The 20,597-nt window shown below is 41.7% G+C and carries 24 protein-coding genes and 2 other annotated features; all 24 genes read right to left on the bottom strand.

Annotated features, from left to right (window positions below; genetic code table 11):
- Window positions 1-8: 8 nt before the first annotated feature.
- The 24 genes from BANVL01_RS20430 to BANVL01_RS20320 all read right to left on the bottom strand — a co-directional run bounded on the left by BANVL01_RS20430 (window position 9) and on the right by BANVL01_RS20320 (window position 20,373).
- Window positions 9-608, bottom strand: a complete 600-nt coding sequence (locus BANVL01_RS20430) for a class I SAM-dependent methyltransferase (protein ID WP_066094668.1) — start codon at window positions 606-608, stop codon at window positions 9-11.
- 99 nt (window positions 609-707) lie between these two features.
- Complete coding sequence (rplL, locus tag BANVL01_RS20425) at window positions 708-1,067, bottom strand: 50S ribosomal protein L7/L12 (protein ID WP_066094665.1); 360 nt, start codon at window positions 1,065-1,067, stop codon at window positions 708-710.
- Window positions 1,068-1,163: 96 nt separating this feature from the next.
- Entirely contained in the window at window positions 1,164-1,664 is a 501-nt protein-coding gene (gene rplJ, locus BANVL01_RS20420; RefSeq protein WP_066072272.1) for a 50S ribosomal protein L10, read from the bottom strand.
- Window positions 1,665-1,697: 33 nt separating this feature from the next.
- Window positions 1,698-1,843 (bottom strand) — a sequence feature (ribosomal protein L10 leader region).
- A gap of 53 nt (window positions 1,844-1,896) precedes the next feature.
- Window positions 1,897-2,595 (bottom strand): 50S ribosomal protein L1, encoded by a 699-nt coding sequence (rplA, locus tag BANVL01_RS20415; protein WP_066094662.1) that lies wholly within the window; start codon window positions 2,593-2,595, stop codon window positions 1,897-1,899.
- A 111-nt stretch (window positions 2,596-2,706) separates the two neighbouring features.
- The gene (gene rplK / locus BANVL01_RS20410; RefSeq protein WP_066094659.1) at window positions 2,707-3,132 is read right to left on the bottom strand and encodes a 50S ribosomal protein L11; all 426 of its coding nucleotides are present in this window, start codon (window positions 3,130-3,132) and stop codon (window positions 2,707-2,709) included.
- 180 nt (window positions 3,133-3,312) lie between these two features.
- The gene (nusG, locus tag BANVL01_RS20405; RefSeq protein ID WP_066094656.1) at window positions 3,313-3,849 is read right to left on the bottom strand and encodes a transcription termination/antitermination protein NusG; all 537 of its coding nucleotides are present in this window, start codon (window positions 3,847-3,849) and stop codon (window positions 3,313-3,315) included.
- A gap of 139 nt (window positions 3,850-3,988) precedes the next feature.
- On the bottom strand, window positions 3,989-4,168 hold the full coding sequence (gene secE, locus BANVL01_RS20400) for a preprotein translocase subunit SecE (RefSeq protein WP_066094654.1): 180 nt from the start codon (window positions 4,166-4,168) through the stop codon (window positions 3,989-3,991).
- 49 nt (window positions 4,169-4,217) lie between these two features.
- The gene (gene rpmG, locus BANVL01_RS26940) at window positions 4,218-4,364 is read right to left on the bottom strand and encodes a 50S ribosomal protein L33 (protein WP_082805083.1); all 147 of its coding nucleotides are present in this window, start codon (window positions 4,362-4,364) and stop codon (window positions 4,218-4,220) included.
- 111 nt (window positions 4,365-4,475) lie between these two features.
- Window positions 4,476-5,126, bottom strand: a complete 651-nt coding sequence (sigH, locus tag BANVL01_RS20395) for an RNA polymerase sporulation sigma factor SigH (RefSeq protein ID WP_156482375.1) — start codon at window positions 5,124-5,126, stop codon at window positions 4,476-4,478.
- Between the two features lie 70 nt (window positions 5,127-5,196).
- Entirely contained in the window at window positions 5,197-5,706 is a 510-nt protein-coding gene (locus BANVL01_RS20390) for an NYN domain-containing protein (RefSeq protein ID WP_066094648.1), read from the bottom strand.
- A gap of 3 nt (window positions 5,707-5,709) precedes the next feature.
- Window positions 5,710-6,453, bottom strand: a complete 744-nt coding sequence (rlmB, locus tag BANVL01_RS20385) for a 23S rRNA (guanosine(2251)-2'-O)-methyltransferase RlmB (protein ID WP_066094645.1) — start codon at window positions 6,451-6,453, stop codon at window positions 5,710-5,712.
- Window positions 6,454-6,873, bottom strand: a complete 420-nt coding sequence (locus BANVL01_RS20380) for a Mini-ribonuclease 3 (protein ID WP_066094641.1) — start codon at window positions 6,871-6,873, stop codon at window positions 6,454-6,456.
- A 4-nt stretch (window positions 6,874-6,877) separates the two neighbouring features.
- Window positions 6,878-8,275 (bottom strand): cysteine--tRNA ligase, encoded by a 1,398-nt coding sequence (gene cysS, locus BANVL01_RS20375; protein WP_066094638.1) that lies wholly within the window; start codon window positions 8,273-8,275, stop codon window positions 6,878-6,880.
- Window positions 8,256-8,924, bottom strand: a complete 669-nt coding sequence (gene cysE, locus BANVL01_RS20370; protein ID WP_066094634.1) for a serine O-acetyltransferase — start codon at window positions 8,922-8,924, stop codon at window positions 8,256-8,258. The genes cysS and cysE overlap by 20 nt, the downstream gene beginning before the upstream one ends.
- 54 nt (window positions 8,925-8,978) lie before the next feature.
- Window positions 8,979-9,223, bottom strand: a binding site (T-box leader).
- 46 nt (window positions 9,224-9,269) lie between these two features.
- The gene (gltX, locus tag BANVL01_RS20365) at window positions 9,270-10,727 is read right to left on the bottom strand and encodes a glutamate--tRNA ligase (protein WP_066094631.1); all 1,458 of its coding nucleotides are present in this window, start codon (window positions 10,725-10,727) and stop codon (window positions 9,270-9,272) included.
- Window positions 10,728-10,774: 47 nt separating this feature from the next.
- Window positions 10,775-11,251 carry a 2-C-methyl-D-erythritol 2,4-cyclodiphosphate synthase gene (gene ispF, locus BANVL01_RS20360; RefSeq protein WP_066094625.1) on the bottom strand — a complete coding sequence of 159 codons (477 nt, stop codon included), beginning with the start codon at window positions 11,249-11,251 and terminating at the stop codon, window positions 10,775-10,777.
- A gap of 2 nt (window positions 11,252-11,253) precedes the next feature.
- Window positions 11,254-11,937, bottom strand: a complete 684-nt coding sequence (gene ispD, locus BANVL01_RS20355) for a 2-C-methyl-D-erythritol 4-phosphate cytidylyltransferase (protein ID WP_066094623.1) — start codon at window positions 11,935-11,937, stop codon at window positions 11,254-11,256.
- An 18-nt stretch (window positions 11,938-11,955) separates the two neighbouring features.
- Window positions 11,956-13,044, bottom strand: coding sequence for a PIN/TRAM domain-containing protein (locus BANVL01_RS20350; protein WP_066094618.1), 1,089 nt, complete (start codon window positions 13,042-13,044; stop codon window positions 11,956-11,958).
- 183 nt (window positions 13,045-13,227) lie between these two features.
- The gene (disA, locus tag BANVL01_RS20345) at window positions 13,228-14,301 is read right to left on the bottom strand and encodes a DNA integrity scanning diadenylate cyclase DisA (protein ID WP_066094615.1); all 1,074 of its coding nucleotides are present in this window, start codon (window positions 14,299-14,301) and stop codon (window positions 13,228-13,230) included.
- 7 nt (window positions 14,302-14,308) lie between these two features.
- Window positions 14,309-15,691: a DNA repair protein RadA gene (gene radA, locus BANVL01_RS20340; protein WP_066094612.1), complete on the bottom strand. Its 1,383-nt coding sequence runs from the start codon at window positions 15,689-15,691 to the stop codon at window positions 14,309-14,311.
- Window positions 15,692-15,802: 111 nt separating this feature from the next.
- Window positions 15,803-18,244, bottom strand: coding sequence for an ATP-dependent protease ATP-binding subunit ClpC (gene clpC, locus BANVL01_RS20335; RefSeq protein WP_066094609.1), 2,442 nt, complete (start codon window positions 18,242-18,244; stop codon window positions 15,803-15,805).
- Between the two features lie 17 nt (window positions 18,245-18,261).
- The gene (gene mcsB / locus BANVL01_RS20330) at window positions 18,262-19,332 is read right to left on the bottom strand and encodes a protein-arginine kinase McsB (RefSeq protein WP_066094606.1); all 1,071 of its coding nucleotides are present in this window, start codon (window positions 19,330-19,332) and stop codon (window positions 18,262-18,264) included.
- A 1-nt stretch (window position 19,333) separates the two neighbouring features.
- Window positions 19,334-19,882, bottom strand: coding sequence for a protein-arginine kinase activator protein McsA (gene mcsA / locus BANVL01_RS20325; RefSeq protein ID WP_066094605.1), 549 nt, complete (start codon window positions 19,880-19,882; stop codon window positions 19,334-19,336).
- A 26-nt stretch (window positions 19,883-19,908) separates the two neighbouring features.
- Window positions 19,909-20,373, bottom strand: coding sequence for a CtsR family transcriptional regulator (locus tag BANVL01_RS20320; protein ID WP_066094602.1), 465 nt, complete (start codon window positions 20,371-20,373; stop codon window positions 19,909-19,911).
- Between the last annotated feature and the right edge of the window lie 224 nt (window positions 20,374-20,597).

Here is a 20,597-nt window from a genome sequence, read left to right as displayed (position 1 = left end):
AGAGTCAACTACTTTATTGCCTTAATGATAAAATAGCCTTTGGATTTGTCGGTAGTCTCTACAACGGAAAACATCGTCTCTAATTTTTCAAGTGTAGATGGTGCTCCTTGTTTCTTTTGAATGACCACCCAAAGCGCCCCTCCAGGAACAAGGTGCTCAAAGCTTTGTTCATATATATCATGAACCGTCTTTTTTCCTGCTCTTATTGGCGGGTTTGTTAAAATGGCAGCAAAGCTTGTTTCTTTTACACTTAGGAGCCGGTCACTTTCATAGATTTCAACATTGGCGATTCCATTCAGTGCTGCATTTTCCTTCGCCAACTCTATCGCTCGTTCATTAACATCCACCATGTGAATCACACGGCTGTGGTTGTCTTTGGCAATTGATAAACCGATTGGCCCATAGCCGCAGCCAACATCAAGAACAGGTCCTTCCATCTCCGGCATGATAAAAGACTCAATTAATAAACGGGATCCAAAGTCTACTTCCCTCTTCGAAAAAACACCGTTATCGGTTTTAAAACGAAAAAGGTGATTCTTTAGGGTGAAATCCCAATACTTCGGATCGCTTTCAACCTTTTGAGTTCGAGAATAGTAATGTTCAGACATCAGACTCACCTCCCGGGGAGTATTAAAAATAGAGGTAATCGAGGATATTTATCAAGCGAAAAAAAGCCCGCTTAAAAAGCGAGCTTTTTTATAGAAAAATTACTTAACTTCAACGTTAGCTCCAACTTCAGCAAGTTTAGCTTTAACTTCTTCAGCTTCTTCTTTAGTAACGCCTTCTTTAATAGCTTTAGGTGCATTGTCAACAAGGTCTTTTGCTTCTTTAAGTCCAAGGCCAGTGATTTCACGTACAACCTTGATAACTTTGATTTTTTGGTCGCCAGCGCTAGCTAGGATTACATCAAATTCAGTTTGCTCTTCAACAGCTGCAACAGCTGCGCCGCCAGCTGCTACAGGAGCTGCTGCAGTTACGCCAAATTCTTCTTCGATTGCTTTTACTAGATCGTTAAGTTCTAAAACAGTCATAGATTTAACTGCTTCAATGATTTGTTCTTTAGTCATGATTAAATTTCCTCCTTAGTTTTCGTTCAAATTTATTAGTTTGCGATTAAGATTGTCCAGCTTCTTCGCCTAGGGCGCTTCAGCCTTTCTATTAACTTACGCGCCTTGTTCTTCTTTTTGTTCTGCAACTGCTTTTGTAACAAGAGCAAGATTGCGAATTGGTGCTTGTAGTACGCTGAGTAGCATTGAAAGTAGGCCTTCGCGTGATGGTAGGGCTGCAAGTGCTGTAATTTCTTCAGCTGTTGCAACATTTCCTTCAATCACACCTGCTTTTAATTCAAGTGCTTCATGCTTTTTCGCAAAGTCATTCAAGATTTTAGCTGGTGCTACAACATCTTCAGTACTGAACGCGATGGCGTTCGGACCTGTTAATGCATCATTTAAACCAGCAAGCTCAACTGCTTCAGCAGCACGGCGTGTCATTGAGTTTTTGTAAACTTTAAATTCAACACCTGCTTCACGAAGCTGTTTACGAAGTTCAGTTAATTCGGCAACTGAAAGACCACGGTAATCAACAACAACAGTTGAAACACTAGCCTTTAATTTCCCAGCGATTTCATCAACGATTTGTTGCTTTAATTCGATTGCACTGCTCATCTTTACACCTCCTGTAGAATATCTACATTTATACCTGGAAAGCAAAAGCCTCCATATCGTATTTCAGACATGGAGGCAGCATACATCAGCTGAATGGTTCAGCTTAATCTATTCTCTAACCTCGGCAGGAAATTAAGCGCAAACGCACCTGCTGTCTACAGTACAAATGTTTATTATTTAAACAACAAAACTGATTATAGTAAATCTACTTTGTTTTGTCAATTGGAAAATCTTACTTAACTGCAACGGATGAAGGATCTACCTTCACGCCAGGTCCCATTGTTGAAGCAACTGTTACGTTCTTCATGTATGTGCCTTTTGCAGCAGCAGGCTTAACTTTTAACAAGGTTTCAAACACTGTGTTAAAGTTTTCAACCAATTTTTCGTTTTCAAAAGATGCTTTACCGATTGGTACATGGATATTTCCAGACTTATCAACGCGGTATTCAACTTTACCTGCTTTAATTTCATTGATTGCTCTTGTTACATCAAATGTAACAGTACCTGTTTTAGGGTTTGGCATTAAGCCTTTAGGTCCTAATACACGTCCAAGTTTACCAACTTCACCCATCATGTCAGGAGTTGCAACGATAACATCAAAGTCAAACCAACCTTGTTGGATTTTGGTGATGTACTCTGAATCGCCTACATAATCAGCGCCAGCTGCTTCTGCTTCCTTCACTTTCTCACCCTTCGCGAAAACTAGAACGCGCTGAGTTTTACCAGTTCCGTTTGGAAGTACAACTGCACCACGGATTTGTTGGTCCGCTTTCTTAGGGTCAACGCCTAAGCGGAATGCAACTTCAAGAGTTGCGTCAAACTTTGTGAAATTTGTTTTCTTTGCAAGATCAACTGCTTCTGCAATTGGATATGCCTTTAGGCGATCTACAAGCTTAGCCGCTTCTAAATACTTTTTACCTTTTTTAGCCATTTTTATTTCCTCCTAGAATGTGGTTTTAGCGAATAATTCTCCCACGAATAAGGGCTGCGAGTGAAATATCATCGTCGCAACCCCCACATTACACCAAACAGTTCACACGGATTAGTCCTCGATAACGATTCCCATGCTTCGTGCAGTACCTTCGACCATGCGCATTGCTGCTTCAACGCTTGCTGCGTTTAGGTCAGGCATTTTTTGTTCCGCAATCCCGCGTACTGTATCACGCTTTACTGTTGCTACTTTATTACGGTTAGGTTCACCAGAACCAGACTGAATTCCAGCTGCTACTTTCAAAAGAACGGCAGCAGGAGGAGTTTTCGTAATAAATGTAAATGAACGGTCTTCAAAAACCGTGATTTCAACAGGAATGATCAATCCAGCTTGATCTGCTGTACGAGCGTTAAATTCTTTACAGAATCCCATGATGTTAACACCGGCTTGACCTAGCGCAGGTCCAACTGGCGGCGCTGGGTTTGCTTTACCAGCAGGAATTTGTAATTTAACGACTTTAATTACTTTTTTAGCCACGAGACACACCTCCTTAAAGTCCGTGATGTGGTAATTGGGTACCCTTCATTGGGACCCTCCCACTCAGGCATCTGTCTTTATATTATATTCATAAAGAACTTGATAAAAAGTCCCGTCTCACATTGGAGACATACTGACCTATGAAATATTACCACTTTTTAAAAATGATTTCAAGTTTTTTTACATTAATTTCTCAATCTGTGTAAAATCAAGCTCTACTGGGGTATCCCGGCCGAACATATTAACAAGAACTTTAAGCTTTGATCTGTCCTTGTCTAATTCTTCAATAGATCCGGTAAAGTTTGCGAATGGACCTTCCTTCACTCGTACGGTTTCACCAAGTTCGTAGTTAATATCGACACGTTTTTCTTCTACGCCCATCCGTTTAAGAATCATAACTACTTCTTCTGGAAGAAGCGGTGTTGGTTTGGAACCGGATCCTGCAGAGCCGACAAATCCCGTTACACCAGGCGTATTGCGGACAACATACCAAGAATCGTCCGTCATCACAATTTCAACTAGGACATAACCTGGGAACACTTTCCGTTTGACTACTTTTTTCTTGCCATTTTTGTAATCAGTCTCTTCTTCTTCAGGAACAACGACACGGAATATTTTATCCGACATCCCCATAGATTCCACACGTTTTTCCAAGTTGGCTTTTACTTTATTTTCATACCCCGAGTACGTATGCACCACATACCAATTCTTTTCCATTTAAGAGGACTAGAGCGTCCGTCCCTCCTTATTCTATCAATTAAAATTTATTTTTTTAGCAAATGAAAAAACCCGCATAGACGGGCTTTTAGATAAAATTTCCTTTATTAATCACCATTATACCATGAAAAGTAACTTATTATTCAAGAATTAAACGAATCAATTTTGAAATTCCTAAATCAAGAACGGCGAAGAACGCTGCGAAAAAAACAACGGTCGATAATACAGTAACGGTGGAACGAGTTAATTCACCGCGCTTTGGCCAGCTGACCTTTCTCATTTCGCGGATAACATCACTGAAGAACTTCTTAATGCGCATCTATAGTAACCCCCCAAAATCTAAAAATAATTGCTAAATCTATCTAGTTTTATTTTGTTTCCCGGTGTAACGTTTGCGTTGTGCACGTTTTGCAGAATTTTTTCAATTCTAACCTTTTTGTTTGTGTCTCTTTGCTGACGGTCGAATAATTCCGCGAGCCGCAGTCAACACAAGCAAGAATTACCTTTTTGCTCATATTTCGACACCTTCAAGTAAATTTCTTATTTATCCATAAAAATGTAACACGGACCCTATTTAATGTCAATAACATTTGAGAACGGCTTCATTATAATGGCAATGGTTCAAATCACAAGGAAAATTCACGAATTTCTAAATAGCGCTCAAGCTTTCTTTTCACTCGCTGCAAGGCATTATCAATCGATTTGACATGGCGATTAAGCTCCTCAGAAATCTCTTGATACGATTGACCATCTAAGTAAAGGGCTAGAACCTTCCGCTCCAAATCGCTTAATAATTCAGACATTTTCACTTCTATATGGTCAAACTCCTCTTGATTAATAAACAACTCTTCCGGGTCAAGTACTTTGGCACCTGACAAAACATCCATTAATGTCCGGTCTGATTCTTCATCATAAATAGGCTTGTCCAAAGAGACATAAGAATTCAACGGGATATGCTTCTGCCGTGTTGCCGTTTTAATCGCGGTAATAATTTGACGGGTAATACATAGCTCGGCAAACGCCTTGAAGGAGGTAAGCTTGTCCTCACGAAAGTCTCGAATTGCCTTATAAAGTCCAATCATCCCTTCTTGGACAATATCTTCTTTATCCGCGCCGATTAAAAAATAGGATCTTGCTTTTGCACGTACAAAATTACGATACTTATGGATTAAATAATCCAATGCTTCACTATCACCCTGATGTACTAAGTCGACAATTTCCTCATCTTCCATTACAAAGAAGTGGTCATTGTTTTTTGTCCCGAAGTCTGTACCCAACGTAGATCCCCTCCACCGAACAAGCATACATACTAACAGTATACATTAGAAATATTTTGAAGTCGAGAGCTCATTTCTGTCCTCTGCGCCATTTTTCAAAAATTTCTGCCACTTCATCGCTAATCGGTATTTTGGAAACTGGTTTTTTTTCTTGGATGATCTTCACTTTTTTTTCAATCCCTTTTTCAATCGAGGACATTTCTATAAGGAGCTCGCGGGCAGACATCCTTAAAGCCCCTTGTCCAAAAATCGCCCATTGTTCTGTGAAATCAGAGGTAGCTACATGAACTTGCGTTCTCCGATTGTTTAAACTAATCGCCAGTTTTTCTATCCGCTCATCCGCCGTTTCATTTTCCTTTGTAAAAATGACCTCTACTTTATGGTTTTTATATTTTTTTTCTGTCCCTTGTACATAATAGGCATCAAATACAACAATGACACGGTAACCAGAAAAGGCTTGATATTCAGCCATTCTTTCCACTAAGCGGTCCCTTGCCGCGGGCAGATCACGATCCTTTAACTTCCTTAGCTCCGGCCAGGCACCGATAATGTTATATCCATCAACGAGCAGGATATCCATAAGCTACCTCTCGAGCGGATGCCGTTTTCGGTAAACCTCATACATGAGCAATGCTGCTGCTACAGAGGCATTTAAGGATGTTACCTTCCCTGCCATCGGCAAATGAATGAGAAAATCACATTTTTCCCCGATAAGCCGGCCCATCCCTTTTCCTTCACTGCCGATGACTAGTCCCAGCGGCAGCGTGCCATCCATTTGGCGATAATCTTGCTTTCCTTTGGCGTCCGTTCCAGCAATCCATACGCCTCGTTCCTTTAATTCATCAATCGTCCGGGCCATATTGGTCACGCGGACTACCGGTATATATTCTATTGCGCCTGTCGAAGCTTTTGCTACTGTCGCCGTTAGACCGACAGCCCTTCGTTTCGGAATAATAATCCCATGGGCTCCGGCCGCATCCGCCGTCCTCATAATTGAACCCAGGTTATGCGGGTCCTCAATTTCATCCAACAACAAGAAGAAGGGAGCTTCGTTTTTCTTTTCTGCCGCCGCAAACAAATCATCAATTTCAGCATATTGATAGGCAGCAACATAGGCCAAGACCCCTTGATGATTTTCTCCCGAGATTTGGTCTATTTTTTTCTTCGGGACAAATTGGACGAGCACATTTGCTTCTTTCGCTAATTGGGTAATCTGCTGCATCTGCCCTCGCTGCGACCCTTCAGCAATTAAGATTTTATTAATATCCCTTTCTGATTTAAGTGCTTCGATAACTGGGTTTTTTCCAACGATGTATTCCTGGTCCATCTAGCGTTCCTCCTTACTTTCCTCCACATATAAGAATGCCTTCTGAATAAGCTCCTCTAACCGATCCTGTCTGCCCGTTAAAAATAAATAGCCCATCAACGCTTCAAACGCTGTACTGTAGTGATAGGTCTGGACATCTGTATTTTTCGGAACCGTCCCTGATTTTGCATTTCTGCCGCGGAGGACCACAGCTAATTCTTCTTCGTCCAGCAGGTGATCTTCCTTCATCTGAAAAAGAATTTGGCATTGCGCCTTCGCCGATACGTACTTCGTTGCCGTACGATGCAGCTGATTCGGTCTAACCTTACCGCTGTACAAAAGGTGCCGCCTTACATAGGTTTCAAAGATTGCATCACCCATGTAGGCCAGCGCGAGGCTGTTTAACTGTTTCACATCAACTGTTTGTTCATAATCAAGCATAGAATCAGCCTCTTTTCCACCTAGTACCTTGCGGTGTGTCTTCTAAAATAATATTCATGTCCTTTAATTGATCTCTAATTTGATCGGACAATTGGAAGTTACGGTCTTTCCGTGCCTGAATTCGTTTTTCAATCAACGTATCAATTTCTTCATCCAGTAATTCTTCACTTTCAAGCGTCATCCCTAGGACAAGAAATAATTCGTCGAATTGGTTTGTAAACGCGTCAATAACTTCCACTGCAGTATTCTTTTCTAAAAGGTAATAATTAGCCAGCTTTGAAAGATCAAATAATACGGAAATGGCCTTAGCCGTGTTAAAGTCATCATCCATTGCCTCAATAAATTGTTCACGGGAAGCAGCAATTTTGTTAAGCCATTCATGATTATTATCGGTTAAATTCGTACTCGCCTCTTTGCGATGCTTTAAATTTTGATAAGAGGTTGTCAGGCGTTCCAAGGCAGCCTTTGTGCTCTCCAATAATTCCTCGCTGTAATTAATCGGATTGCGGTAATGGACGGATAACATAAAAAACCGTAACACTTGCGGATTATGTTTTTTAATAATCTCATGAACCAATACAAAATTGCCAAGTGATTTAGACATTTTTTCATTATCAATATTGATATAGCCGTTGTGCATCCAGTAGTTAGCGAAGGGTTTACCGGTAAGGGCCTCTGTTTGAGCAATTTCATTCTCATGGTGCGGGAACGTCAAATCCTGACCGCCGGCATGGATGTCAATCGTTTCGCCTAAATACTTTTTCGCCATTGCTGAGCATTCAATATGCCAGCCTGGCCGGCCAAGGCCCCATGGGCTTTCCCAGTAGATTTCTCCTTCTTTTACCGCTTTCCATAAGGCAAAGTCTAGGTCATCTTGCTTTTTATCACCGACTTCAATTCTTGCTCCAACCTGCAAATCATCGATTGATTGATGGGACAGCTTGCCGTAACCATCAAATTTTCTTGTTCGAAAATAAACATCGCCTTCTGATTCATAAGCATAGCCCTTTTCGATTAATTGGCTGATGAAATCAATGATGATTCCCATGTTTTCCATGACCCGAGGATGGACATTTGCTTTTTGGCATCCTAATGCGGAAACATCCTCATGGTAGGCGTTGATAAAACGGTCGGCAATGGCTGGAACGTCTTCCCCTAACTGATTGGCTGCCCGAATCAACTTGTCATCTACATCGGTAAAGTTCGATACGTACTTGACATCATAGCCGCGGTATCCAAAATAGCGCCGGACCGTATCAAAGACAATCGCCGGGCGGGCATTTCCTATATGAATATAATTATAGACCGTCGGACCGCAAACATACATTTTGACCTTTCCTTCTTCAAGCGGTACGAAAGTTTCTTTCTTGCGCGTAAGTGTATTATAAATTTGAATGTTCATTAAATTTTATCCTTTCACCTTTTATTTCTTCCAGTTCTTTCTTAAGCTCATCTAGTTCATTTTGCATTTCTCTTAAGCGGTCGGCAACTGGATCCGGCAAATCACAGTGGTTCAGGTCTTTATTAATCCGTTTCCCATCTTGAATGACAACCCTGCCCGGAATCCCCACGACGGTTGAATTTGGGGGGACTTCTTTTAAGACAACCGAGCCGCCGCCAATTTTGGAATTTTCTCCAATCGTAATCGATCCGAGTACTTTCGCTCCGGTGGCAATCAGGACATTATCCTTAATCGTAGGATGCCGTTTCCCTTTTTCTTTACCCGTTCCACCCAGCGTTACTCCTTGGTAGATAGTTACATTATCCCCAATTTCACAAGTTTCCCCAATCACCACGCCCATCCCGTGGTCAATAAAGAATTTCCTTCCTATTTTTGCCCCTGGATGGATTTCAATTCCGGTAAAAAACCGACTTATCTGCGATATCACCCTAGCAAGAAAAAGTAATTTGCGATTAAATAATGCGTGTGCCACCCGATGTGCCCAAATAGCGTGTAAGCCTGAATAGGTCAGGATTACCTCAACGGAGCTTCTTGCTGCAGGATCCTGTTCAAAAACGACCCGAACGTCCTCCCTCAACTTTTCGAACATTGCCGTTTCCCCCCTTTGTGCTTAGATAATAAAAAAAACGCCCCTGTCGTATTCGACAGAGACGCTTGTGCGCGGTTCCACTCTGATTAGACCGGATTAGCTCGTTGGAAAACGAAGCTAGATACTGGTCTCACTCTACCTGTTAACGGATAGGTTCCGCCCATTTCTACTAGAGTTGACTCTTTCGAAACGGGGCTCAGAGGTGCATTTCAAAAAATGAGGAGCTTAAACCACTTTCAGCCGGTGATGGTTCTCTCTTTCAGCATCATTTTTTTACTTTTCCTCTTCAACACTTTAGATTGTATGAATTTCTTTCCTTTACTATATTACATTTCCCCAATAATGTTAACCAATAATTTTTTGAATTCTCATTTGGACTTTATTTTTACCTAAGAGTTCGATTGCTTGCGGCAGGTCTGGTCCGTGTGTCTGCCCTGTTACTGCGGCGCGAATCGGCATAAATAGATTCTTTCCTTTTTGGCCGGTGGACTTTTGCACAGCTTTCATCGCTGCCTTAATTCCATCGGCTTGGAAGCTTGCTAGCTGGTCCAGCTCATGGGTAAATGCCTTTAACACTTCCGGAACCTGTTCCCCGGAGAGAATTTCCTTTGCATTTTCTTCATATTCCGCCTCATCTTTAAAGAACATATCTGATAACTCAACGATTTCTGCACCAAAGCTCATTTTTTCCTGTAACAGAGCAGCCAAGCCCCGGGCCCACTGATGCTCTTCATCAGTCAGATTTGCATGTAAACGTCCCGCCTTAATTAAGTGTGGAAGCGCAAGTTCAAGTACACGGTCAACCTCAATCTTTTTCATATATTGATTGTTCATCCATGTAAGCTTTTGCTTATCAAATAAAGCGGGTGATTTGGAGAGGCGATTCGCATCAAACAGCTCAATAAACTCATTCTTAGAGTGAATTTCCTCTTCACCACCTGGCGACCAGCCAAGCAAAGTTATAAAGTTAAATAATGCTTCCGGAAGATAGCCCATATCCTCATATTGTTCAATAAATTGAATAATTGATTCATCCCGCTTGCTTAGTTTCTTGCGGCTTTCGTTGACAATCAATGTCATATGGCCAAAAATGGGCGGCTCCCATTCCAATGCCTCATAAACCATCAGCTGTTTAGGTGTGTTAGAAATATGATCATCCCCGCGAAGGACATGGGAAATCTCCATTAAATGATCATCAATGGCTACAGCAAAATTATAGGTTGGCGTTCCATCCTTTTTAATGATGACCCAGTCGCCCATTCCTTCTGATTCAAAGGAAACAGGTCCTTTTACCATATCATCAAACGTATAGGTAACCCCTTCAGGTACAGCGATACGAATGCTTGGTTCACGGCCTTCACTTTCTAATCTTTGGCGATCCTCCGGAGTTAAATGACGGCATTTACCGGAATAATGGGGATTTTCGCCCCTTTCAGTTTGTGCCTCGCGCTCGGCTTCAATCTCAGCTTCAGTACAATAACATTTGTATGCATGACCCGTTTCTAACAATTGCTTGTAGTAGGTTTCATAAATATCATTTCGTTCCGATTGACGGTACGGGCCAAATTCCCCACCGACATCAACACTTTCATCCCAATCGATGCCAAGCCATTTTAAATATTTTAACTGGCTTTCTTCTCCGCCAGCAATATTCCGCTTTTTATCTGTATCCTCAATACGGATAATAAATTTACCGCCTTGATTCCGAGCAAACAAATAATTGAATAGCGCTGTACGGGCATTTCCAATATGTAAATGTCCTGTTGGACTTGGAGCATACCTTACACGAACTTTGTTTGACATAATAATGCCTCCATGAATAAATTATATGATTTCAACTGACTATTTTATCATTTCTTTTTCAATAAAACTACTACTTGGGAGGCAACGCCCTCTCCTCTGCCGGTAAAGCCTAGCTTCTCGGTCGTTGTCGCCTTTACATTGATTTGCTCTGGTGCTGCTTCTAGCAATTCGGCAATCCGTGCACGCATTTGCTCAATGTAGGGAGCCATTTTTGGTTTTTGAGCAATGATGGTGCAATCGGCATTGACCAGCTCGTACCCCTTATCCTTAACGAGCTGCCATACATGCTCCATCAGCTTCGCGGAGTCGGCATCTTTAAAGTTTGGATCGGTATCGGGAAAATGTTTGCCGATATCACCCTCTCCAATCGCCCCGAGACAGGCATCTGAAACAGTATGTAATAATACATCAGCATCAGAATGACCCAAAAGGCCCTTTTCATATGGAATCGTGATGCCGCCAATAATCAGCGGACGTCCTTCTGTTAATTGGTGAACATCAAAGCCTTGTCCAATTCGAAACATCATTAAAAACCCCTTTTTTTCAAAATTGCTTCCGCAAAAAATAAATCTTCTGGTGTGGTCAGCTTAATATTATCGTAGTTTCCTTCCACCATTGTTACGGGATGGTTTAGCCGCTCCACTAAACTGGAATCATCTGTTCCAAGGAAGGAGTCTTTTTCAGCCTGTTCATATGCCTGTCTAAGCAAGGAAATGCGAAAAGCTTGTGGGGTTTGAACAGCCCACAAGCTTGAACGCTCGACAGTTTCTACTACCACACCATTTTGTATCTTTTTCATCGTGTCCTTTGCCGGTACTCCCATAATAGCAGCACTGGTTTCTTGCGCTGTTTTTGTTAACCGGTGGATTTGCTCTTTTTGGATAAACGGCCTTGCCGCATCATGAACAAGGATAATGCCGTCAGACCTCACTGTTTTCAGTGCATTATAAATGCTATGCTGACGCTCTTCCCCGCCAGGTACTAGATTAATTACTTTCGTCACGTTATACCTTGTCAGCAGTGCTTTAAAAACCGCCTCATCCTGCGGGTGAATGGCTAGAATAATCCCGCTGCAAGCTTCATCCTCTTCGAACACACGTAATGTATGAATCAGCACAGGCATCCCATTAAGCTCTAATAAAAGTTTGTTTTTTCCTGCTCCCATTCTTTTTCCCATACCAGCAGCCGGGAGAATGACTTGGTAAGTCATATGATTACCTCTCTCTATCTATAAAGCTTTTTCGAGTAATTTGGGTTTGGCAAAAATCATTCTGCCGGCAGAGGTCTGAAGAACACTTGTTACAAGAACATCGATTCTTTTTCCAATGTATTCTCTTCCTTCTTCGACAACAATCATCGTTCCATCATCTAAATAGGCTACGCCTTGATGATACTCTTTTCCATCCTTAATCACTTGAACCGTTAGTTCTTCACCTGGAAGAACGACTGGTTTCACGGCGTTCGCTAAATCATTTATGTTTAAAACGGAGACATTCTGCAGTTCACATACCTTATTTAAGTTAAAATCATTGGTGACTAGGATGCCATTTGTTATTTTCGCAAGCTTTACCAGCTTCGAATCCACTTCGCCAATTTCTTCAAAGTCGCCTTCGTAAATTTCAACCTTAATCGAGAGTTCCTTTTGGATTCGGTTTAAGATGTCTAAGCCTCTGCGGCCGCGATTTCGTTTCAACACATCAGAAGAATCAGCGATATGCTGTAATTCTTCAAGCACGAACTGGGGAATAACAATCGTACCTTCCAAAAACCCCGTCTGACAAATATCAGCAACTCGGCCATCAATAATAACACTCGTGTCCAGTATTTTCCAATCTAAACCAATTGCCTTTTCGTTTTCCTCTTCGGCTGACTTTTTCTTATTGCTTCGATTGCCAAAAAGCCCTAGCAATTCATCCCTCTTTTTGAAGCCTACCTGAAAGCCAAGGTAGCCAAACAATAGCGTCAGCAAAATGGGCGCGACCGCATTTAAAAATTGTACCTGTACAGCATTTAGCGCAAAACCAATTAAAAAAGCAACAATCAAACCAAAAATCAATCCTACACTGCCGAAAAGCACATCTGTTACAGGGATTTTCACTAACGAATCTTCAGCCCATTTAATAAAATTAAAGACATAATCTACTGCCCAAAAGGTTATAAGATAAAAAATAATAGCACCTAAAATAGCAGCAACATACGAATTGTTAATCACTGGAATGTCATTGATATGAAATAATTTGAACAATTCCGGTAATAACAAGATCCCCAGCGTACCTCCAATAATGAGGAAGCAAGCTTGCACAATACGTTTTAACATTCCTTCACCTCCTCTAATTCATTATAAACATATTCCTAGAATTGAAACCTTGATTTGTTGATTATTTTTCCAAATTGTAAACGGTTTGAAATATAGTTGTTATCTTCAAGTCTTACTATCCATAGGGTAGCACTGGAAAAAAACCGTGTCAAACAAATGGCGGCGTGGGACGTCCTTTTGCTTTTACAGCTGCCGATCGGTATTTAACCGCTCCTTTATCAATCTAAAGCCTTCTTGGATTTTCTTTGCCCGCACTTCGCCAATTCCTTCTACATCATCCAGCTCCTCCACCGTGGCATTGGTAATGTTTGAAAGCTCACCAAAACTACTGATTAGATTTTCAATAATGACAGTCGGAAGTCTTGGTATCTTATGGAGAATTCGATAGCCGTGCGGATTTTTGTTTTCATCCAAATGAACATAACCAAGATACCCCATAAGTTTTAATAAAACGATATCCTCAATAGAGCCGTTATTCGCTAAAACCTGCATTCGATTGAGGACATCCTGGGCTTTAATGTCACGTTCGAAGGCATAATCCTTAATAATGAGCATGACCTCTTTTTCCAAATCGGTTAAAATCTCCTTCAACTGCAGGCGTATGAGCCGTCCCTCTGTCCCAAGTTCATGCAGATAGGTTAACAATTCATTTTTAATCTTTAAGACCATTTCAAAACGGTGGAGAACTAGTAAAAAATCGTTATATGTAACCGATTCCTCAAACTCTAAAATACTCAAATTAGTGATACTATGCTCCAGCACTACCTTGTACTTTTCCAGCGTCTGAATCGCTTGATTGGCTTTTGCTAAGATGACCGCAATATCCTTTAACGCATAGCGGAAATTTCCTTGATATAGGGTAATGACATTTCGTCGTTGAGAAATCGCGATACATAAGGCTTTTGTCTGCTTAGCAGCCCTTTCGGCTGTGCGATGGCGCATCCCTGTTTCTGTCGATGGTATTTCCGAGTTTGGGACTAGCTGAGCATTAGCAAAAAGAATCTTGCTGCCTAATTCATTTAAGATGATGGCACCGTCCATTTTTGCGAGTTCATATAAAAAGCTTGGAGAAAAAGGGCAATTGATTTCAAAGCCGCCGTCCACAATCCCCTTTACCTTTTCGTTATAACCTACAACGATAAGACCCCCTGTGTTCGCCCGGAGGACATTATCAATTCCCTCGCGAATCGGTGTACCGGGTGCAAGAAACTGTAAAACATCACTGACAGATTGCTCACCAAGCTTCTTATTTTCCATCTGTGTTTTAACCTCCCAGAGCTGCTTTTAGTGCTTCACTGACAGATGAAACACCAATGAGTTGGACACCGGCTGGCCCCTTCCAGCCGCTCAAATTATTTGCAGGTAATATTACGCGTTCAAAGCCCAGCTTTGCGGCTTCCTGAACACGCTGTTCAATTCTTGAAACTCTTCTTACTTCACCAGTTAACCCCACTTCACCAATAATGCAATCCGTTGGTCTCGTTGGTTTATCTCTGAAACTAGAGGCAATACTGACTGCAACAGCGAGGTCAATCGCCGGTTCATCCAATTTGACGCCACCGGCTACTTTTAAATAGGCATCTTGATTTTGCAGCAGCATTCCAACCCGCTTTTCCAAGACCGCCATTAAAAGCGGGACTCGGTTATGGTCAATTCCCGTTGCCATTCTTCTCGGATTACCAAAGCTTGTCGGCGAGATTAAGGCCTGTATTTCAACAAGGACTGGCCGCGTCCCTTCCATCGAGGCAACAACAGTCGAGCCTGCCGCACCGCGTGAACGTTCTTCTAAAAAAATCTCTGATGGATTCTCCACTTCATCAAGACCAAATTCCTTCATTTCAAAAATACCCATTTCGTTAGTGGAACCAAAGCGATTTTTCACGGCTCTAAGAATTCGGTAGGTGTGATGTCTCTCCCCTTCAAAATATAGAACGGTATCCACCATATGCTCAAGCAGCCTCGGGCCGGCAATTGAACCTTCTTTTGTCACATGCCCGACAATAAAGATAGCAATTCCTTTAGTTTTGCCGATTCTCATTAATTCAGACGTACATTCACGGACCTGTGATACACTGCCCGGCGCTGACGTTACATCGGGATGAAAGATGGTCTGAATCGAATCAATGATGACGAAACTTGGGTTTGTACCTTCAATGGTCCGGTTAATTTCTTCCAGGTTTGTTTCAGCATAAACGAACAAATTTGCCGATGATATCCCTAATCGTTCTGCCCGGAGTTTTGTTTGCCGCAACGATTCCTCACCGGAGATATATAAAACCTGATTGCCTTTATTGGCAAGCTGTGAAGATACTTGCAAAAGCAGGGTTGATTTGCCAATCCCGGGGTCTCCGCCAATTAACACTAACGAACCCTTAACCACGCCGCCGCCTAGAACCCTGTTCAGTTCATTTAAGTCGGTTAAAATTCTCGGTTCATTTTCCATTTCAATCGTATTGATCGCCATAGGTTTAGATAAAACGGTTGAACCGCTTTGAGAATGTGCAAAGGCTCCCCGTCTAGCTGCACCCGTTACTTCCACTTCTTCAACCATCTTATTCCACTGTCCACAGCCAGGACATTTCCCCATCCACTTAGGGGATTCATACCCGCACTCTTGACAGATAAACTTTGTTTTTCGTTTTGCCATAAACACTCTACCCCGCTAGTAATATAAAAATAAAAAAAGAGGCACACGATTCGACCTTATTCACGTGTACCTCTGCTTGTTGTAAAGCATCTAAAATCATTATTGATGGTTCTATTTTCCTAAGCTTACTTTCTCGGTCATTTTTACGATAAATTCACCATTATCCACATCAATAATAGCATGCTGACCCGTTAATAGCGTTCCTTTTAATAGCTCTTCAGACAACCGGTCTTCAATATGCTTTTGAATCGCACGGCGTAGAGGTCTGGCCCCATACTCTGGGTCGTATCCCTCTTGCGAAATTTTCTCCTTCGCTGCCTCCGTTAACTCTATTGAAATATCCTGCTCCCTTAAGCGTTTGATTAACTGCTCAGACAACAAGGTGACAATTTCATTAAGATGCTTTCTCTCCAACGCATGGAATACAATGATTTCATCAATCCGATTCAAAAATTCAGGACGGAAGGCTTTCTTGAGTTCCTCCATCACTTTACTCTTCATGTCTTTGTAATCCTGCTCACCATCCTGGATATTAAAACCGACATACTTGTTGCGTTTAAGCGATTCAGCACCTACATTGGAAGTCATAATTAGGACAGTATTACGGAAATCAACTGTTCTTCCTTTTGAATCCGTTAACCGGCCATCCTCAAGTACTTGCAGTAGGATATTAAATACATCTGGATGCGCCTTTTCAATTTCATCCAGCAAGATAACAGAGTACGGTTTCCTGCGGACCTTTTCCGTTAATTGCCCGCCTTCTTCATAGCCGACATATCCTGGCGGTGAACCTACAAGTCTTGATGTAGAATGCTTCTCCATGTATTCGGACATATCAATCCGAATCATCGCATCTTCATCCCCAAACATCGCCTCAGCTAAGGCGCGTGCTAATTCGGTTTTTCCCACCCCAGTTGGTCCAAGGAAAACAAAGGAACCTATCGGGCGCTTCGGATCTTTTAATCCTGCCCTTGCCCGGCGAACGGCCTTTGAGACAGCTTTAACGGCTTCCTCCTGACCAATAATTCGGGAATGAAGGATTTCCTCTAAATTAAGTAACTTTGCTGTTTCCGTTTCGGCAAGCTTGGAGACAGGGACGCCGGTCCAGCTTGAAACCACACTGGCAATATCCTCCACCGTTACTTCATTGTTTTCTTTTCCCTGCTTTTCTTTCCATGTCTTCTTCGTTTCTTCTAGCTGTTCACGAAGACGCTGTTCTGTATCCCTTAATGATGCCGCTTTTTCAAATTCCTGACTTTGAACAGCGGAATCCTTTTCTTTTCGGACTTCCTCAAGTTTAACTTCTAATTCTTTTAAATTAGGAGGTGTTGTATAAGAACGAAGCCGTACTTTTGAACCAGCTTCATCAATCAAATCAATCGCTTTATCAGGCAGGAACCGGTCAGAAATATAACGGTCTGAAAGCTTTACTGCTGCCTGGATGGCTTCATCGGTAATGGAAACGCGATGATGAGCCTCATAGCGGTCACGTAAGCCTTCTAAAATTTGAACTGATTCTGCAGCCGTTGGTTCATCAACACGAATCGGCTGAAACCGTCTTTCCAGCGCCGCATCTTTTTCAATATATTTCCGGTACTCATCTAGCGTTGTGGCTCCAATACACTGAAGTTCTCCACGGGCAAGTGATGGTTTTAAAATGTTCGAAGCATCAATCGCCCCTTCAGCACCGCCAGCGCCAATTAAGGTGTGCAGCTCATCAATGAATAAAATTATATTTCCTGCCTGGCGGATTTCATCCATGACTTTTTTCAGACGGTCCTCAAATTCACCGCGGTATTTCGTCCCTGCTACAACGGTTCCCATATCCAGAGTCATTACTCGTTTATCACGAAGGATTTCCGGTATTTCGTTATTAACAATTTGCTGTGCAAGTCCTTCCGCAATCGCCGTTTTACCTACACCCGGCTCCCCGATTAATACAGGGTTATTTTTCGTTCGGCGGCTTAATACCTCAATAACTCGTTGAATTTCCTTGCTCCTGCCAATTACAGGGTCCAGGCTGCCTTCACGTGCAATAGCTGTTAAATCTCTGGCGAGGCTGTCAAGTGTCGGCGTGTTTGCGCTGACAGAAGCGCCTCCCTGATGACCGCTGGATTCGTTACTGCCTAATAATTGAAGCACCTGCTGGCGTGCCTTATTTAAACTTACACCAAGGTTATTAAGTACGCGGGCAGCAACCCCTTCTCCCTCACGGATTAACCCAAGGAGAATGTGCTCTGTGCCCACATAGGAATGTCCTAACTTACGAGCCTCATCCATTGATAATTCAATGACCTTTTTAGCTCTAGGAGTATAATGAATTGTTTGAGCTGTTTCTTGGCCCTTACCAATTAAATTCTCCACTTCTTTTTGGATTTTATCAGAGCCTAAACCAAGACCATTAAGTGCTTTCGCAGCAATTCCTTCCCCTTCGCGAACTAATCCCAATAAAATATGCTCTGTCCCTATATTGTTATGCAAAAGTCGAATTGCCTCTTCTTGAGCTAAAGCAAGAACTTTTTGTGCTCTTTCAGTAAAACGGCCAAACATCATATTCTCTTCCTCCTCACCTATTTTTCCTGCTCCATTTTTAGTCGTTCCCTAATTAATCCTGCACGTCTGATATCTCGTTCATGCGGCCGTAATGGACCGCCTGCATATTGCTGTAAAAACCCAGGTTGGGTTAAAATCATTAATTCATTTAAAATTGTTTTAGGTAATTTCTCGATATACCCCATATCGATTCCAAGCCGAACATCTGATAAACACCTGGCCGCCTCTTTTGACTCAATAATTCGGCTATTAGCCAGCACGCCTAAGGAGCGGAATATTCTATCTTCTAATTGTATGTTCGAAGTCTTTCGTAATGCTTCACGGGCCGACCTTTCTTGTGAAATAAGCTGGCTCACCACCCCTTTAAGATCACGGCCAATATCCTCTTCTGATTTACCAAGCGTTATTTGATTAGAAATTTGAAAAATATTCCCTAAGGCCTCACTGCCTTCACCATAAATCCCTCTGACAACAAGACCTAATTGGTTGATGGCAGGAATAATTCGACTGATTTGCTGCGTTAAGATTAACCCTGGCAGATGCATCATGACAGAAGCACGAAGTCCTGTGCCAACATTGGTCGGACAGCTTGTTAAGTAACCATGTTTTTCATCAAAGGCATATTGAATGTTACTTTCAAGCCAGTCGTCAATTTCATTTGCCGCATCCAATGCCTCCGATAATTGCAGCCCGGGGAACAGGCATTGAATCCTAATATGATCCTCTTCATTAATCATAATACTAACTTCTTCATTTTCGGTTAATAAAACAGCACCATAGGGCGAATCTTCAGCCAGATGAGGACTAATCAAATGCTTTTCGACTAATACCCTTTTTTGAAGCGGCTGCATTTCATCGATTTTCAACAATTCCATTTGACCAAATTTTTGAAAATCCGATTTCCCTATTGTTTCTTCCATATTTACAATAATCACTTTTGCTTCTTCATGTGAAAAGAGTGTTGGAAATTTATAGTCTTTGAAGTTCCGCGCCAAACGGATTCGGGAACTTAGGACAATATCTGAATCAGGTCCTTCCTCGCTCATCCAGGAGCTGACAGCAGTCTTTAGAAAACGTTCAAGCGACACGCTATTCCCCTCCCTTATCGCTTCCAGCTAATTTTTTCTCTAATGTACGGATTTCATCGCGAATCTCGGCCGCTTTCTCAAATTCTTCTTGGGTGATAGAATTTCTTAAGTTATTCTTCAATTCTTCTATTTGTTTACGAAGATGAAGGCCGCCGCCAATTCTTTTTGGAATTTTGCCGTTATGTGTCCAGTTTCCACTGTGGAGGCGCCTTAAAACTGGATTTAACTGTTCTTCAAAGGTTTCATAGCAATGGGCACAACCAAAGCGACCTACCTTTAAAAACTGCGGAAACGTCATCGAACAGTTCTCACATTGAAGGATTTCCTCCTGGTGGAACGGACTTTGACTTTGCTTTTGAAATGCAGGATCGATATTTAATAAACCTGCTAATAGATTATTAAAGGCAAATCCTGTTTCGCTAGTAAAAATAAACATTTCACCCTTTTCCTGAGCACACTTCTCACAAAGCTGTACTTCGGTCTTTTCACCATTAATTATTTTGGTGAAATGAAGTGCTGCAGGCCTTTGATTACACTCCTGGCAAATCATTGCTTTCACCTCTCCGGCTGCGTCAATTATTTATAATATTTTAAAGATGTTAACATTGCTTTTAACATTCTTGCTCTTAATTCATCCCGATACGGAAGATCAATATATAAAACAGAACGATCAATAACACTCAGCATGATTTTCGCTTCGCGCTTTGTAATAATCTCCTCTTGGACAAGACGGATAATGACATCCTCAGCACTTGTTTGACTAATTCGGCTTTGGACAAGCGTAAGCAATTGGTCAATTAAATGAGCCAAATCATGGGATTGAACTTTGATTATCCGAATATAACCGCCGCCGCCCCGTTTACTTTCTACAATGTACCCTCTTTCAATGGTAAAGCGGGTATTGATTACATAGTTAATTTGCGAAGGAACACATTGAAACTTATCAGCAATTTCACTTCTTTTAATTTCAACAAGATCCTTTTCACTCATTTCCAAAACTTGTTTTAAGTACTTTTCAATAATATCGGAGATGTTCCGCATTTTCCCACCCCCTATCTTTTGACTTTGACTATATTTGACTTAAATTATACTCAAATTTTTCTTTTGATGCAACGATTCACTACTATTGATTTTCCCCAAATCTCGCAGTTGTAAAACCTGTGATTATTTAAATAATATTTGGTTGATTGCTTTAAGAAAGAAAAATAAAAATTGAAAACGCAAAAAAGACAACCTTTTCAGGTTGTCCTAGATTTGCCTGGCAG

This window comes from Neobacillus novalis NBRC 102450, assembly GCF_001591805.1.
GTDB lineage: Bacteria > Bacillota > Bacilli > Bacillales > Cytobacillaceae > Neobacillus > Neobacillus novalis.
Note: the sequence above shows the minus strand (reverse complement) of the source record. Positions and strands in the feature narration are given on the sequence as shown.

Excerpts from the sequence above, each read along its gene's own strand:
- cysS (WP_066094638.1), bottom strand. The coding sequence starts at position 8,275 with ATGAACATTCAAATTTATAATACACTTACGCGCAAGAAAGAAACTTTC.
- BANVL01_RS20320 (WP_066094602.1), bottom strand. The coding sequence starts at position 20,373 with ATGCGGAACATCTCCGATATTATTGAAAAGTACTTAAAACAAGTTTTG.
- BANVL01_RS20390 (WP_066094648.1), bottom strand. The coding sequence starts at position 5,706 with ATGGATATCCTGCTCGTTGATGGATATAACATTATCGGTGCCTGGCCG.
- rplJ (WP_066072272.1), bottom strand. The coding sequence starts at position 1,664 with ATGAGCAGTGCAATCGAATTAAAGCAACAAATCGTTGATGAAATCGCT.
- ispD (WP_066094623.1), bottom strand. The coding sequence starts at position 11,937 with ATGACTTACCAAGTCATTCTCCCGGCTGCTGGTATGGGAAAAAGAATG.
- gltX (WP_066094631.1), bottom strand. The coding sequence starts at position 10,727 with ATGTCAAACAAAGTTCGTGTAAGGTATGCTCCAAGTCCAACAGGACAT.
- mcsA (WP_066094605.1), bottom strand. The coding sequence starts at position 19,882 with ATGATTTGCCAGGAGTGTAATCAAAGGCCTGCAGCACTTCATTTCACC.
- rplA (WP_066094662.1), bottom strand. The coding sequence starts at position 2,595 with ATGGCTAAAAAAGGTAAAAAGTATTTAGAAGCGGCTAAGCTTGTAGAT.
- clpC (WP_066094609.1), bottom strand. The coding sequence starts at position 18,244 with ATGATGTTTGGCCGTTTTACTGAAAGAGCACAAAAAGTTCTTGCTTTA.
- ispF (WP_066094625.1), bottom strand. The coding sequence starts at position 11,251 with ATGTTTCGAATTGGACAAGGCTTTGATGTTCACCAATTAACAGAAGGA.
- rpmG (WP_082805083.1), bottom strand. The coding sequence starts at position 4,364 with ATGAGCAAAAAGGTAATTCTTGCTTGTGTTGACTGCGGCTCGCGGAAT.
- rlmB (WP_066094645.1), bottom strand. The coding sequence starts at position 6,453 with ATGGACCAGGAATACATCGTTGGAAAAAACCCAGTTATCGAAGCACTT.
- cysE (WP_066094634.1), bottom strand. The coding sequence starts at position 8,924 with ATGTTCGAAAAGTTGAGGGAGGACGTTCGGGTCGTTTTTGAACAGGAT.
- BANVL01_RS20430 (WP_066094668.1), bottom strand. The coding sequence starts at position 608 with ATGTCTGAACATTACTATTCTCGAACTCAAAAGGTTGAAAGCGATCCG.
- secE (WP_066094654.1), bottom strand. The coding sequence starts at position 4,168 with ATGCGCATTAAGAAGTTCTTCAGTGATGTTATCCGCGAAATGAGAAAG.
- radA (WP_066094612.1), bottom strand. The coding sequence starts at position 15,691 with ATGGCAAAACGAAAAACAAAGTTTATCTGTCAAGAGTGCGGGTATGAA.
- BANVL01_RS20350 (WP_066094618.1), bottom strand. The coding sequence starts at position 13,044 with ATGTTAAAACGTATTGTGCAAGCTTGCTTCCTCATTATTGGAGGTACG.
- disA (WP_066094615.1), bottom strand. The coding sequence starts at position 14,301 with ATGGAAAATAAGAAGCTTGGTGAGCAATCTGTCAGTGATGTTTTACAG.
- rplL (WP_066094665.1), bottom strand. The coding sequence starts at position 1,067 with ATGACTAAAGAACAAATCATTGAAGCAGTTAAATCTATGACTGTTTTA.
- BANVL01_RS20380 (WP_066094641.1), bottom strand. The coding sequence starts at position 6,873 with ATGCTTGATTATGAACAAACAGTTGATGTGAAACAGTTAAACAGCCTC.
- nusG (WP_066094656.1), bottom strand. The coding sequence starts at position 3,849 with ATGGAAAAGAATTGGTATGTGGTGCATACGTACTCGGGGTATGAAAAT.